Raw genomic sequence first — 14,201 nt, 5'->3', positions numbered from 1 at the left:
ACCTGGGAGCGGGCTCTGCCCAGATGGCTCTTCAGCGCCCGGACCACGTCGGCCTCCAGCGCCGGGTCCGTGCGTCGCCATCTCCGTCCCCGGATGACCAGAAAACGGTCGTCGCCCTCCGAATCCTCCACGCCAGGCCTCGCCTCGTCGCTGCGGTTCATCCCACCCACTCCAGAACTCCTCCGCCGTCAGCACGGGCTTCTCCCACCGTGCGGCGTTCTTCGCCGTGGTCGACTGCGAGCCGGCCTCGGCGACGACCAGCACGTCGGTCGATGACCGTCACCGCCGGGGCGTCGGCCGGCGGCTCCAGGACCGGCTCCGCCCACACCTGCACCCGGACCGGCAGCGCGCGCGGTCGACCGCTCGCCCAGGAGCCGAGGGCATCGAGGCCCAGGGCGAGGCTCACCTCGCCCCCGCCCGCGGGCACCTCGACGCGCCGTACCGCGAGGACGGTCCGGCCCCGCGGCAGGATCCCCTGCTCGTGCCGTCGGCCGTAGAGGATCACCGGCACGGAGACGCTCTCGTCGGCGTCGTTCCCCACCCGGACCACCACGTCCACCGTGCCGCCGCCGGCCAGGGCCTCCGCCGCGATCGAGGCATCCCCCGAGGTCACCACCGGCTGGACCCCCTCCGGCAGCCCCGCGCCGAGCAGCGGGCCGCGCACGTGGCGGTGGTCGAGGTAGCCGCGCGCGGTCTCGAGCCGCTGGTCGTGGGCGACGGGAAGCACGCCGTCCGCCACCGGCAGCGTCGCGGGGAGCAGCCCGCGGACCCCCGAGCCGAACAGCGCCCGGGCCACGGCGTGCCCGCCGGACGGCCCCGGGAAGGGCACGAAGAGCACCGCGTCGGCGAGCTCCATCAGCTCGGTGAGCGCGCGCGGCCGGCCGTCGATGACCACCGCGATCACCGGCCGCCCGGCGGTGCGCGCCGTGCGGACCACGTCCAGCTGCGCCTCCGGCAGGGCGACCTGGGCGAGGTCCACGCCCTCGCCGTTCGTGGTGTCGGCGGCGGGACCGTCGGCCGCGCCGTTGTCGGCGAACTCGTCCTCGTAGGAGCGCCGACTGGTGCCGCCGAGCACGACCACGCTCGCCTCGGCATCCGCCGCCGCCCGCGCGACCTCGTCGAGCGCCTCGGCGCCGCGCGGACCGCGCAGATCGCTGCCGCGTGCGTGCGCCACCGCGTCCGCACCCAGGTGCTCCGCGAGGGCCGCGCGCACGGTGACGACGCCGCTCTCCTCGGGAGAACGGGGCGGCGTGTAGTCGCCCAGCAGCGCGTTCTCGTCGTCGGCGTTCGGGCCGACGACGGCTACCGTCGCCGCGCGCAGCGGCAGGTGCTCCGCGCCGCTGAGGACGATCACGCTCTGCGCGGCGGCCCGCTCGGCCAGCGCGACCGTCGCCCGGGACCGCGCGGAGGGCCAGGCGGCCAATGCGGGGTCGGTGGCCGGCCCGTCGGCCAACCCGCCTCCGTCGAGGAGCCCGATCCGCCGCTTGAGCGCGAGCACGCGGTCCACCGCGCGGTCCAGTGCGGACTCCTCGACGAGACCCTCGTCGAGCGCTGCCTCGAGGCGTGCGAAGGACTGGTCCCACAGGCTCAGGTCCACGCCCGCGCCGAGCGCGAGGGCGGCGGCGTCCTCGAGCCGCCCGGCGGTGGAGGCGGTGAGGCGGTCGATCGCCCCGCCGTCGGACATGACCACGCCCTCCCAGCCCCAGTCCTCGCGGAGGGTGCCGGTGAGCAGGTCGCGGCTGCCGGTGCACGGCACCCCGTCGAGGTCGTTGTAGGCGGACATGAAGCCGGCGACCCCGGCGCGGGCGGCGGCGAAGGCCGGGCGCAGGTGGATCTCGCCCAGCTCACGGGGCCCGATCGGTGCGCCGGAGCCGTTGCGCCCACCCGTCCCGGCCCCCTGCCCGGCGAGATGCTTGGCGACGACCGCCACGTGCTCGGCGTCGATCGCCTCCCCGGGGCCGGCGCCCTGCATGCCCTGCACCGTCGCCTCGACCAGCAGGGCGGCGATCGCCGGGTCCTCGCTGAAGCACTCCTCGGCCCGGCCCCATCGCGGATCCCGCAGCACGTCGAGGCCGGAGACGAGCAGCAGATGAGTACCGCGCTCGCGGGCCTCCGCCGCGACGGCCTCTCCGAGCTCGCGGGCGAGGTCCGGGTCGAATCCGGCACCGAGCGCGAGGTTCACCGGGAGGGTGTTCCCGCCGAGCGCCATCAGTCCGTGGGGCGCCTCCTCGACGAAGAGCACCGGCACGCCCTCGCCGTACCGCATCACGTAGTCCTGCACGGCGGCGTACGCCTCGGCGCTGCGCTCCGGCGGGATGCCGGTGCCCCAGCGCACGGCCGACCACGGGTCCGCGCGCAGCACCCCGTACAGCGCCCCGATCCCGCCGAAGCGGTCCACCTCCGCGCGCAGCACGTCGGTGACTCGCGGCGCCCCGTCGACCCATCTCACCGCCTCCCAGCCCTTGAGCCGCTGGTTGACCTGCCCGACCTTGGCCAGTCGGGAGAGCGGGGGAGTGTCGATCATCGTCGGGGTCAGCCCTTCATCGCGCCGGAGAGCAGCGCCGTCGATTCGCCGCCGCGGCCCCGAGTACATCAGGTCGACCGCCAGGCGGTCACCCCCGCGCCGCACCCCGGCCCGCGGTTACGGTGGGAGCACTCCCACCACCCAGACACCGTCGTCCGCCCCGAGGAGATCCCCGCGATGCCCACCCTGCTCCTCCGCGGCGGCCGCGTCGTGCCCGGTGACGGGCACGAGCCCTGCCGCGCGGACGTGCAGGTCGACGCGGGCCGGATCACCGCGGTCGGCCCCGACCTCCCCGTCCCGCCGGACGCCGACGTGCTCGAGGCGGACGGCCGATTGATCGTCCCGGGCTTCGTCGACGCGCACTCCCACGCCGACGCGACCGTGTTCGAGCCCGAGGTGCAGCTCGCGCTCCTCCGCCAGGGCGTGACCACCGTGATCGGCGGACAGGACGGCGTCTCCTTCGCTCCCGGCGACGGCGCCTACGCCTCCGAGTACTTCGCCCCGATCAACGGCCGCCATCCCACCTACCGCGGCCCCCGCGTCGCGGATCTGCTGGCGAGCTACGACGGCCGGATCCCGCTGTCCGTCGCGTACCTCGTGCCCGCCGGGACGGTGCGCCACGAGGTCATGGGTCGCACCGACCGACCCGCGACGCCCGAGGAGCGCGCCGCCATGGCCGCCCTCGTCGCCGAGGGTCTCGCCGACGGCGCCGTCGGCCTCTCGACCGGGCTCGACTACGTGCCGGGCCTCTTCGCGGATGCCGACGAGATCGCGGCGCTCGCCGCCCCGCTCGCGACCCGCGGTCTGCCGTACGTGACCCACATGCGCGGCGGCTACGAAGCGAACGCGCAGGTGGGGGTGGAGGAGGCGGTCGCGATCGGCCGCGCCGCCGGGGTGCCCGTGCACCTCTCCCACTTCCACACGCCCGCCGCCGAAGCCGAGCGACTCCTGGCCTGGTCGCAGGAGCAGGGCGTGCCGACCACCTTCGACGCCTACCCCTACACGCGGGGCTGCTCACTGCTGGCGATGACGATGCTGCCGCCCGCGCTGAACACCGCCCATGTCGAGGAGACCCTCGCGATACTGCGACTCCCGGCCGGGCGCGAAACCCTCCGCGAGGAGTGGTTCCCACAGGTCGCGCGGAACCCGAGCCTCGGCCCCGGCTGGCCCGAGCTGATCACCGTGGCGCACACGAGCGCCCCCGAGCATGCGCACGCCCCCGGCCTGACCCTCGCCGAGATCGCTCGCCGCCACGGCACCGATGCGGTCGACGCCGCGCTCGACCTGCTGCTCGCCGCCCGGCTCGACGTCAATGTGGTCATGGCCGTGCAGGACCAGCGGCCCGTCGCCGACCTCGGCGCGCTCATCGCGCACCCCGCGCACCTCGGCGGGTCCGACGGGATCTTCGTCGGCGCCCATCCGCACCCCCGCGCCCGCGGCACCTTAGCCGCCTATCTCGCCACCTACGCCCGCGATCGCGGGGACCTCGACTGGCCCGAGGCGGTCCAGCATCTCTCCACGGCCGCCGCGGACCTCTTCCACCTCGGCGACCGCGGCCGGATCCGCCCCGGCGCGATCGCCGACCTCGCACTCGTCGACCCGGATGCCGTGCGCGAGGCCGCCACCTACGACGCGCCGCTCGCCCTGGCCGAGGGCATCGACGACGTCCTCGTCGGCGGCACCCCCGTCCTCACCGGCGGCCGCCTCACCGGGGCCCTCCCCGGCGGCGGACTCCGCGCCACCCCTGACCACCGAGAACCCCGACCGAAGGAGCACCCATGACCACCCCCGCCAAGCAGGCCATCGTCACCGACCGCGCCCCGCAGCCCGCCGGCCCCTACAGCCAGGGCATCGTCAGCGGCGACCTGCTGTTCACCGCTGGCTTCGGCCCGCAGGACCCGGCGAACGGCAACGCGATCGCGGACTCCGTCGGCGAGCAGACCCGGCAGGTGCTGCGCAACATCCAGGCCGTCCTCGCCGAGCACGGCGCCACCCTCGACCAGGTCCTGAAGACCACCGTGCACCTCGCCGACCTCGCGGACTTCGCCGAGTTCAACGACGCCTACCGCGAGTTCTTCACCGAGCCCTTCCCGGTGCGCACCACCGTCGGCTCGCAGCTCGCAGGGATCCTGGTGGAGATCGACGTCGTCGCCCGGGTCGCGCCGTGACCCGGAGCGTCGATCTGCTGGCGATCGGCGAGACCATGGCGCTCGTGGTCCCCGCCCGGCCGGAGCCGCTGCGCACCGCGGGCGAGTTCCGGCTGTCGATGGGCGGCGCCGAGTCGAACGTCGCCTGCCACCTCGCCGCCACCGGGCACCGCGCCGCCTGGTTCAGCGCGCTCGGGGCCGACGCCCTCGGCGACCGGGTGCGGGACGAGATCGCCGCGCACGGCGTGGACGTCTCGCGCGTGCGCCGGGATCCATCGGCGCCGACGGGGCTGTATCTCAAGGACCCCGGCCAGGGCGTCCTCTACTACCGGGCGGGATCCGCCGCCTCGCGCCTCGGCCCCGCGGATCTCGCCGCCCTCGACCTCGAGGACGTGCGGATCGTGCACCTGACCGGCATCACCCCGGCGCTCTCGGCGAGCTGCCGCGCCCTGGTGCCCGCCGCGATCGCCGCCGCCCGCGCCGCCGGCGCCCTGGTCAGCCTCGACGTCAACCACCGCCCCGCCCTCTGGGCGAGCGTGGACGAGGCCGCCGCGACGATCCGCGAGGTCGCGCTCGCGGCCGACGTGGTGCTCGTGGGGCGCGACGAGGCGGAGACCCTGTGGGGCGCCGCCACGCCCGACGAGATCCGCGCGCTGTTCCCCGCCGTCCCGCACCTCGTGGTGAAGGACGCGGACGTCGAGGCGGTCGAGTTCACCGCCGACGGCCGCACCGCCGTGCCCACGCCGAAGATCGAGGTGGTCGAGGCCGTCGGCGCCGGCGACGCCTTCGCCGCCGGCTGGTTCGACGGTCTGCTCCGCGGCGAGGACGCCTTCGGCCGCCTCACCCGCGGCCACGCCCGCGCCGCCCGCGCCCTCTCCAGCACCCAGGACATCCCCACCCCCGACGCCCCCGACGAAGGAGACCCCTCATGACGGACACGACCGACCCCGACCTCCAGCCCGACCTCGTCGACTCCACCGAATATTTCGATCAGGCCTTCGCGGGCGCCCCGCTGATGGCGATCCTGCGCGGCATGGGGGTCGAGCGCAGCCTCACCCTCGCCACCACCGCCTGGGACCTCGGCATCGACCTCGTCGAGGTTCCGCTGCAGACCCCCACCGACCGCGAGGCGCTCGCCGCCGTCGTCGCCGCGGGCCGCGAGCGCGGCAAGGACGTCGGCGCCGGGACCGTGCTCGACATGGCGACCGTCGAGGCGGCGGCCGAGGTCGGCGCGCGCTTCACCGTCAGCCCCGGCCTCGACCTCGAGGTGGTCCGCGCGAGCGAGGAGGCAGGGCTCGCCTCCCTCCCCGGTGTCGCGACCGCGACCGAGGTGCAGCGCGCCCACACTGCGGGCCTTCGCTGGCTGAAGGCCTTCCCCGCCTCGCTGCTCGGGACCGGCTGGTTCCCGGCGATGCGCGGCCCGTTCCCCGAGGTCCGCTTCGTCGCCACCGGAGGGATGAACGCCCGCAACGCCGCCGACTTCCTCGACGCCGGGGTGCGGGTGGTCGCCGTCGGCAGCGCGCTCGAGAGCGACGCGGAGCTCGCCCGGCTCGCGGAAGTCATCGCCCGATGAGCACGGCGGGCGGCCGACGGGTCACGGCGCAGGACAAGTCCTTCCCGGTCGAGCTGATCGGTCGCGACGTGCGCGACCTCCAGGCGCCGCTCGCCGGCTTCTCCACCCCGCTGCTGGTCCTCGACGAGCCCGCGATCGAGCACAACCTGCAGGTCATGGCCGCCTGGTGCGCGGAGCGCGGCCTTGAGCTGCAGCCCCATGGCAAGACCACCATGGCGCCCGCGCTGTGGGCGCGGCAGCTCGCCGCGGGCGCCACCGGCATCACCGTCGCGACCGGCTGGCAGGCCGACGTGGCGCTCCGCGCCGGGGTGGGCACGGTGCAGATCGCGAACCACTGCCTCGACCCCGCGCTGCTGCGCCGCCTCGCCGCGCACCTCCCCGAGCATCCGGAGCAGGAGGTCGTGTGCTGGGCTGACTCGCCGGCCGCGGTCGAGCTGATGGAGGCGGCGCTCCCCGCGGGCGCGCGGCTCGGGGTGCTCGTCGAGCTGGGGGCCGACGGGGGCCGCACGGGTGCCCGCGAGGAGGACCTCGCCCTGGCCGTCGCCGAACGGGTCGCCGCGTCCGACCGCCTCGTGCTGCGCGGCGTCGCCGGCTACGAGGGGGCGCTCGGCCACGATCGCTCCGAGACGGCGCTGCGGGCCGTGCGCACCTGGTGCGAGCGCCTCGCCGCCCTGGTGGGGAGGGTGGCGCCGCTCGTGGACGGCCCCGCGTGGATCACCGCGGGCGGCAGCGCCTACCCGGATCTGGTGGCCTCTGCGATCGCCGGCATCCCCGGCACCCGGGCGATCCTCCGCTCCGGCGCGTACATCGTCCACGACAGCGGCTTCTACCGCGGCATCTCCCCGCTGGACCGCGACCGGGGCCTCGACGCGGGGCAGGCGCTGCTCCCCGCGATGTGGGCGCACGCCCGGGTGATCTCCCAGCCCGAGCCCGGCCTCGCCCTGCTCGACGTGGGCAAGCGGGATGTGCCCTTCGACGAGGGCCTGCCCGTGCCCGTCGGCGTCGCCGACGAGATGGGCGGCCCGGAGCGGCCCCTGCCGGAAGAGGCCCGCGCCGAGATCACCGCCCTCAATGACCAGCACGCCTTCCTGCGCTGGCAGGGCGAGGCGCCGGTCGCCGTGGGCGAGGTGGTGCGGCTCGGCCTCTCGCATCCCTGCACGGCCTTCGACAAGTGGCGCCTGATCCCCGTGGCGGGCGCCGACGGGATCGTGCGCGAGGCGGTCGAGACGCTGTTCTGAGCGGCGGGCCGGGCCGGGGCGGGGCGAGCCGGGCCGGGCCATGGCGGCGCGGGAACCGTTCCTCCCCATGGCCCGCTTGTCCACCGCGCGAACTCGTCGAGCGCACCGCATCCCGACGTCGGGCAGGCTCCCGGCATGGCCCGTCCCGACCAGCGCCCTGTTCCGGAGCCGCGCGCGTGCGGCGGATCACTGACGTCCCGCCCCGGCGCGCGTACCCTGGGGCGACGAGCAGATCACCCGATGGAGAGGGGCGGTGAGCGTCCGATGCACACGGAGGCCCTGGCAGACGCCCTCATCGCACGATTCGACAGCGTGCTCGACAAGACCAAGCTCCAGAAGCTCATGTACTACGCGAACGCGTGGAATCTGGCCATCACCGGTGAGGCGCTCGTCCCCATCTCGTTCGAGGCGTGGGCCAACGGCCCCGTCCTCCCGCCGATCTGGCGGAGTCGGCAGGACTCGGAGCGGCGCGATGGGGCGCTCATCGCCACTCCTCGTCTCGAGCCGTTCACGTCCGCGCTCCTCGACATGGTGGTCACCGAGTACGGCCACCGCAGCAGCTCGGAGCTCAGCGCGATGACGCATGCGGAGGAGCCCTGGCTCTCCGCCAGGGGCACGACACCTCAGGGGGAGCGGTCGAATGCCCCCATCGAGACCAGGCTCATCGCTGCGCACTACCGGTCCGAGCACGAGCTGTGCGGGTTCTCCGCCTCGGAGCTGGCGGTCCTGGGCCTGCCTCACGGCGAGGCGCCGACCTCGAACGGTCGGATCCAGGTCGCGGAACCGACGCCGATCGACGACCTGCCCGAGGACGATTGGGGCGGCGCGAACCTCTTCGTGCTGCCGGACCGACACAGCGCCTGAGGACCACGATGAGTCGGGTGCTCGTCGTCGTCGACTGCAACGTCTTCCTCGACGTGGCCCGGTTGCTCGGGTCGCCGTTCACCGCCGACGCCTTCCACGAGGCGGCGATCACGCACGCTCCGGAACCGTTTCCGCATCCGCGGGCCGAGATCGACTCACTCCGTTTCCTCGCCGCCTGCCGCGGCGGGCGGTTCGGACCGGGCCGGACGCTCGAGGTCTGGACCAGCACACATATTCGGGACACCGTCGCCTACAAGGCTCGACAGGACGTCGAGCCAGCACCCGACACCGGTCATCGAGGCCTGGGGTGGAGCGAGGACGCTGCCTGGGGCTTCGTCGACGCACTGATCGACGACCTCGTCGCGCGCACGCGCGGTGGCAACCTCACGACCGTTATCGGCGCTGTCGACAACCCGCCGCTCGACCACGAGGACGGGACCGTCTTCGGGGCATGCCGGCACCTCGAAGGCCAGAACCCTTTGGCCGAGGTGTTCTGCGTGACGCGGGACCGTGGTTTTCTCCGGGATTTCCGTGCCGGCCGCCTCAGCGGGTCGGTGCAGGTGATCACGCCGGCGGCGATGTTCCAGGCTCTCCGCACGGCACGCCGCGGCATCATGCCGCCCCCGCCGCGCCGTCGCTGAGCCGCCCCCGTGGCCAGCACGGCGCCTGAGGGAGCATGCTGCGGCGAACATGCTCCCTTAGGCGCCGTAACCCGGGGTGGGGCCGGGGAATCAGGCGCCGACCACCTCGAGTGCGATCCGGACGTCCTCGAGCCCCTGCGCGCTCACCGTCACGGTCGCGCTCCCCGGCTCGACCGGCCGCACCACCGCGAGCACGCGCCCGTCGAAGGTGCGCCAGGTCGGCTCGGCGAAGCGCTCCTCCGTGGAGGGGCGCGCGCTGGCCATGCCGGCGAGCACGGCCGCGGACCCGTCGACGGCCACGGTCACCGCCCGCTCCGCGTCCGTCGAGGTCACGAGGATCCCGTCGGCGTCCCGCGGCTCGATCGCCGACGATCACGTGGAAGAGGCCGTCGTGGAGGCGCAGGGTGGGCGCCCGAACGCCCATGTTGGTGGGCACGTCGGAGATCTCGAGCTGCTCCGGGCGGGTGGCGACGTTGCCGATCTGCTTGATCAACCCGCTGGGCAGCAGCTACGGCCGTGAGATCACCGAGGAACGGATCCGGGAACTGCATCGCCGCGGCTACACGGGGATGCTCGTCGTGACCACCCGCTTCGCGCCGCGCTCCGCCGCGGTGTGCGCCGAGCTGGACTTCCCCGTCGTCCCCATCGATCCCACCAACGAGCTCGACGCGAGCGTCCCCGGCGTAGGCTCCAACGCCTGGTCGGGCGGGAAGCAACCGACCGAGCACCTGATCGCGCTGGGGCATCGGCGGATCGGCTTCGTCGGCGGCATCGCCAGCCACGCCGGCTTCCGCGAGCGGCGCAGCGGCTACCGGGCGGCGCTCGAGGCGGCCGGGATCCCCGAGGACTCTGCGCTCGTCGCGGAGACCGGCATCGAAGGGTCGGGGGAGGCGGCGCTGGCGATGCTCGCGTTGCCCGATCCGCCGACCGCCTTCTTCTGCGTGACCGACCCGGGCGCGCTGCTGGTGGTGCGGGAGCTGACCCATCACGGGATCTCGGTGCCGGGTGACGTGAGCGTCATCGGCCCGGCCCGTCTCCCACCACGTGCAGCTCGCGACGACGCTGGTCATCCGCGAGTCGACGGCGGCGCTCGGCTAGCCGGCGGCCGTCACGATGCCCCGGCCCAGGGCAAGCAGGGCGCCGACGAGCGCCAGCACCGTCACGATCCGCATCCCCCGTTCGGGGTCGAGATGCTCCGACAGCCGCGTGCCGACCGCCAGCCCGGCGACGAGCGCGAGGGCGAGGCCTGCCCAGCCGGCCCCGGGCAGTGTCGGCAGGCTCCCCTTGGCGGCGAGGGAGGCGATGCTGAGCACCACGAACTGCAGCTGCGCCGTCGCGGCGAAGCCCCGGTGTCCCCAGCCGACGGCCCGCGCGTAGACCACCACGCCCGGTCCGCCCACGCCCGTCAGGGTGGTCAGGCCGCGGAGACGGCCTCCACCTCGAGGAGGGAGACCGACGGCAGGGGGAGCGCGACCTCGAGGGTGAGCGTCCCGTCGACGGCGACCTCCACCTCGCGTGCGGGCTCCAGTTCCTCGAGTCCTTCGCGGGCGTGGATCTGGCTGAGCTGCTCGGCCGAGGGGACCTGGGGTGCGCCGAGGTCCTGCCAGATGGTGTGGCTGTTGGAGTGGTTCTGGTCGATGCGGTGGTGGGTGAGGCGATGGGTTCCGGGGGTGAGACCGCGCAGCGTGATCGTGACGGGCGTCGGGGTCTCCGCGGTCTGGTACTGGTCGTCGGTGTGGCGCCAGATCGCGGCGGTGAGGCGTCCGTCCTCGTGGCGGGAGGCGAGGACGTCGACCTCCTCGGGCATGGACCGGCCGTTCGCGTCGTCGAGCAGCTCGACGCCGTGGGACGCGTCGCTGCGGGCGGCCACGCGCGTTTGCCCCAGCCGGGACAGCATCCGGTAGGCGTTCAGCAGCGGCTTCTCGATCCGGTCGGCGGTGAGGAACGCACGGGTGCCTTCGAAGTACCGTTCCCCTTCGAAGTAGAAGCTCCAGGACATGGCCTGCTGCAGGTTCGCGTCCTCGAGGTCGTTGAGGTCCAGGAGCTTCTTCATGAGCTTGACCTGGAAGACCGGGTAGTACTCGGTGTTCTGGAACCGGAAGTTCGCGTTGTCGTAGACCGAGAAGTGCGCGGGCACCCCGGCGTCGCACTCGTCGACGATCGCGGGGAGCTGCCGGTAACGGGGGAACTCGGCCATGACGCGGAGCATCGAGCGGACCTCGTGGAGCATCTTGTGCGCGGACGGGTTCTGCTTCTCGGGCGCGTCGGCGCCGGTTGCGCCGTAGACGCGCCAAGGGGTGAAGCTGGAACCCTTGGTGTGGAAGGAGACGAAGTCCAGCGGCAGATCCTGCTCGTCCGTGTAGGCGAGGAAGCCGCGGAGGAAGTCGGTGCCGCCGCCGGTCACGGCCGGTCCGCCGACCTTCGCGTGCGGCAGCACGCTGCGGATGCCTTCGACGGTCGCGCGGTAGAGGTCGTGGAACTGCTCCGGCGTGCCGCGCCAGTAGAAGATGTCCGGCTCGTTCCACAGCTCCCACAGCCAGGTGTCGACCTCCGCCGCGCCGTACCGCTCGAGGCAGTGGGCGGCGAGGGCTGCGAGGAGGTCGCCCCACTTGTCGTAGTCCTTCGGCGGGTACGCCCACTGCCCCGCCTCGTACGCGGAGTACGCGGTGGGGCTGGAGGGGATGGTGAGCTCCTCCGCCTCCGGGGGAAGCAGATCGCGCGGGGTGAAGCCGATCTCGACCAGGACGTGATGGCCCGCCTCGGTGATCGCGTCGTAGGTCTGGTCCAGGATGGTGAAGTCGTAGGAGGGGTTCCCGTCGGCGTCCTCGTGGTACACGTTGCCGTTGCCCCAGTGCGGCAGCCCGAACCCGGTCCCCGAGCAGAGGGCGTAGTGCGGGCGGATGTGGAATCCCGTGCTGGTCAGATCCCCGAACAGCCCCAGCAGGTGTCGGCCGGTGGGGGTGTAGGTCCAGTTGATCTCGTCGTAGCCGACGCTCTCCCACAGCCGGGTCAGCGGGCCGACCTCGGTGGACGCATCGATCTCGACGGTCGCGGCGGTGACGTGCGGGGCATCGGGATCGCTCGGAGCGTGCGGCGGGAACGCGGGCGCGCTGGTCAGATTCACGGCGTCAGTGCCTCTCTGGGGTCGAGTCCGACGAGCCTAGGAGCGGTCAGCAAACGCTGTCCAGGAGAGTCTGCCGCGTCGCGGTGGTGGCCCATGGTCAGTTACTGGCGCGTAGCGTTTCACTACGGCGATATATCCGTACTCGCACGCCACACGCCAGTAGTCGTCACCGCCCCACCCGACCACCCGACCACCCGACCACCGCCCCCGGCCCGTCGCTCGCCGCCCCCGCCCGCCGCCCGCGCTGTCTAGGAGAGTCTGCCGCGTCGCGACGGCGGCCGGTGGTCAGTTACTGGCGCGTAGCGTTTCACTACGGCGATATATCCGTACTCCCACGCCACACGCCAGTAGTCGTCACCGCCCCACCCGACCACCCCCCGCCCCCGGACCACCCACCCCACCCCCGCCCCGCATGCGCTACAGTCCCCTCCATGCAGAACCGTTGGTTTACCTATGCGATGTCGGCTCCGGAGGGGCCGGCCGCCGCGTAGCGCCAACCCTCTCCAGAGCCGACACGGGCAGAGCAGATGCTCTGCCCGTCGCCATTTCCCGGCGGGCTCTGAGCATCGGGTCCGCCTCTCCCCTCAGAGGACAGGACCCATGACCGCACTCGCCACCCCCGCCGCCGTCGACCGCCACGTCGAGCGGATCACGCCGCTGCCCGCCCCGGAGCAGCTCCTCGCCGAGCTCCCCGCCGATCCCGCCGGCGTGGTCGCCCACCGCGACCGGATCCGGGACGTGCTCCGCGGCGACGACGACAGGCTGCTCGTGATCGTCGGCCCCTGCTCGATCCACGACCCCGAGGCCGGCCTCGAGTACGCTCGCCGCCTCGCCGCGCTGCGGCCTGTCCTCGAGGACGACCTGCTGCTGGTGATGCGCACGTACTTCGAGAAGCCGCGCACCACCGTCGGCTGGAAGGGCCTGATCAACGACCCGCATCTCGACGGCTCCCACGAGCTCGAGACCGGCCTGCGCACGGCCCGCGCCTTCCTGCGGGAGGTGGACGCCCTCGGCCTGCCCTGCGCGACCGAGTTCCTCGAGCCGATCAGCCCGCAGTACATCGCCGATCTCGTCTCCTGGGGCGCGATCGGCGCGCGCACCACGGAGTCCCAGATCCATCGCCAGCTCGCCTCGGGGCTGTCGATGCCGATCGGTTTCAAGAACGGCACCGACGGCGGCATCCAGGTCGCGCTCGACGCGATCCGCGCCGCGTCCGCCCCGCAGACCTTCCTCGGCATCGGTGCCGACGGGCGGGCGAGCCTCGTCGCGACCTCCGGCAACCCGGACACCTCGCTGATCCTGCGCGGCGGGAGGGGTGGTGCGAACTGGGGTCCGGGACCGGTGCGTGCCGCCGCGGAGCAGCTCGCCGCTGCCGGCCTGCCCGCCCGCTTGATCATCGACGCCTCCCACGGCAACAGCGGCAAGGACCACGTGCGCCAGGCGGAGGTGGCGACCATGCTCGCCGATCAGGTCGCGCACGACGGCGCCGCGATCGCCGGGATCATGCTCGAGAGCAACCTCCTCCCGGGCGCGCAGTCCCTCGACGTCACCGCGGGTCCGACGGGCCTGGTCCGCGGCCGCTCGGTGACCGACGCCTGCATGGGCTGGGAGCGGACGGAGCGGGTGCTGCGCGATCTCGCCGCCGGAGCCCGTCGCCGCCGGGAATACTTCCGGGCCGCCAGCCATCGGCCGATCGATTGACGCCCGCCCCTGCTCTGCCTACCGTGCAGGCAGCCCCTCTGGAGGAGGACCCCGCATGAGCGATGACGTGATCGTCCGAGACAACCCCGAGCACCACCGCTTCGACCTCCTCGTCGACGGCGTCCAGGCCGGGTTCTCCCTCTACACGGACGTCGCCGAGTCCGCCGAAGACCCGGAGAACCCTGCGGACCAGCGGATCTTCCATCACACGGTGGTCGACGAGGCGTTCGGCGGGCGGGGTCTGGCCGGCGTCCTCACCCGCGAGGCGCTCACCGCGAGCGTCGCGGCGGGACACCGGATCGTGCCCGTGTGCCCGTACGTCGTCCGCTGGCTGCGGGATCACCACGAGGTGGACGAGTCCGTGGACCGCGTCCGCCCGGCGCACCGCC

The 14,201-nt window shown here is 73.6% G+C and carries 13 protein-coding genes and 1 pseudogene; 10 read left to right on the top strand and 4 right to left on the bottom strand.

Annotated elements, in window-relative coordinates:
* Positions 1-157 precede the first annotated feature (157 nt).
* Entirely contained in the window at positions 158-2,524 is a 2,367-nt protein-coding gene (locus tag ACZCAH_RS04645; RefSeq protein WP_464339954.1) for a glycoside hydrolase family 3 protein, read from the bottom strand.
* Between the two features lie 177 nt (positions 2,525-2,701).
* Between ACZCAH_RS04645 and ACZCAH_RS04640 the strand changes: the two genes are divergently transcribed.
* From ACZCAH_RS04640 to ACZCAH_RS04610, 7 genes are all read left to right on the top strand, one after another.
* Positions 2,702-4,306: an N-acyl-D-amino-acid deacylase family protein gene (locus ACZCAH_RS04640; RefSeq protein WP_464339953.1), complete on the top strand. Its 1,605-nt coding sequence runs from the start codon at positions 2,702-2,704 to the stop codon at positions 4,304-4,306.
* A complete protein-coding gene (locus tag ACZCAH_RS04635) occupies positions 4,303-4,692 on the top strand; it encodes a RidA family protein (protein ID WP_464339952.1) in 390 nt (129 codons plus the stop codon). Before ACZCAH_RS04640 ends, ACZCAH_RS04635 begins: the two co-directional genes overlap by 4 nt.
* Positions 4,689-5,603, top strand: coding sequence for a sugar kinase (locus ACZCAH_RS04630; RefSeq protein ID WP_464339951.1), 915 nt, complete (start codon positions 4,689-4,691; stop codon positions 5,601-5,603). The genes ACZCAH_RS04635 and ACZCAH_RS04630 overlap by 4 nt, the downstream gene beginning before the upstream one ends.
* The gene (locus ACZCAH_RS04625) at positions 5,600-6,244 is read left to right on the top strand and encodes a bifunctional 4-hydroxy-2-oxoglutarate aldolase/2-dehydro-3-deoxy-phosphogluconate aldolase (protein ID WP_464339950.1); all 645 of its coding nucleotides are present in this window, start codon (positions 5,600-5,602) and stop codon (positions 6,242-6,244) included. Before ACZCAH_RS04630 ends, ACZCAH_RS04625 begins: the two co-directional genes overlap by 4 nt.
* Complete coding sequence (locus tag ACZCAH_RS04620) at positions 6,241-7,482, top strand: alanine racemase (protein WP_464339949.1); 1,242 nt, start codon at positions 6,241-6,243, stop codon at positions 7,480-7,482. The genes ACZCAH_RS04625 and ACZCAH_RS04620 overlap by 4 nt, the downstream gene beginning before the upstream one ends.
* Before the next feature lie 264 nt (positions 7,483-7,746).
* Positions 7,747-8,346: a Panacea domain-containing protein gene (locus tag ACZCAH_RS04615; protein ID WP_464339948.1), complete on the top strand. Its 600-nt coding sequence runs from the start codon at positions 7,747-7,749 to the stop codon at positions 8,344-8,346.
* A gap of 17 nt (positions 8,347-8,363) precedes the next feature.
* Entirely contained in the window at positions 8,364-8,987 is a 624-nt protein-coding gene (locus tag ACZCAH_RS04610; protein ID WP_464339947.1) for a hypothetical protein, read from the top strand.
* Between the two features lie 90 nt (positions 8,988-9,077).
* Here ACZCAH_RS04610 and ACZCAH_RS04605 read toward each other — a convergent pair whose 3' ends face one another.
* A complete protein-coding gene (locus ACZCAH_RS04605; protein WP_464340259.1) occupies positions 9,078-9,350 on the bottom strand; it encodes a hypothetical protein in 273 nt (90 codons plus the stop codon).
* 59 nt (positions 9,351-9,409) lie between these two features.
* Here ACZCAH_RS04605 and ACZCAH_RS04600 point away from each other — a divergent pair.
* A pseudogene (locus ACZCAH_RS04600) lies at positions 9,410-10,000 on the top strand (substrate-binding domain-containing protein); the annotation flags it as partial.
* An 81-nt stretch (positions 10,001-10,081) separates the two neighbouring features.
* Here ACZCAH_RS04600 and ACZCAH_RS04595 read toward each other — a convergent pair.
* Both ACZCAH_RS04595 and ACZCAH_RS04590 read right to left on the bottom strand, forming a co-directional pair.
* Positions 10,082-10,387 (bottom strand): hypothetical protein, encoded by a 306-nt coding sequence (locus ACZCAH_RS04595; RefSeq protein WP_464339946.1) that lies wholly within the window; start codon positions 10,385-10,387, stop codon positions 10,082-10,084.
* 14 nt (positions 10,388-10,401) lie between these two features.
* Positions 10,402-12,111 (bottom strand): GH39 family glycosyl hydrolase, encoded by a 1,710-nt coding sequence (locus ACZCAH_RS04590; protein WP_464339945.1) that lies wholly within the window; start codon positions 12,109-12,111, stop codon positions 10,402-10,404.
* Between the two features lie 600 nt (positions 12,112-12,711).
* Between ACZCAH_RS04590 and ACZCAH_RS04585 the strand changes: the two genes are divergently transcribed.
* The gene (locus tag ACZCAH_RS04585; protein WP_464339944.1) at positions 12,712-13,812 is read left to right on the top strand and encodes a 3-deoxy-7-phosphoheptulonate synthase; all 1,101 of its coding nucleotides are present in this window, start codon (positions 12,712-12,714) and stop codon (positions 13,810-13,812) included.
* A 55-nt stretch (positions 13,813-13,867) separates the two neighbouring features.
* A partial coding sequence (locus ACZCAH_RS04580; RefSeq protein ID WP_464339943.1) for a GNAT family N-acetyltransferase occupies positions 13,868-14,201 on the top strand: 334 nt, incomplete at its 3' end.

The sequence above is a fragment of the Brachybacterium sp. B718/18 genome, from assembly GCF_055454375.1.
This window is presented reverse-complemented; position numbering and strand designations above follow the sequence as displayed.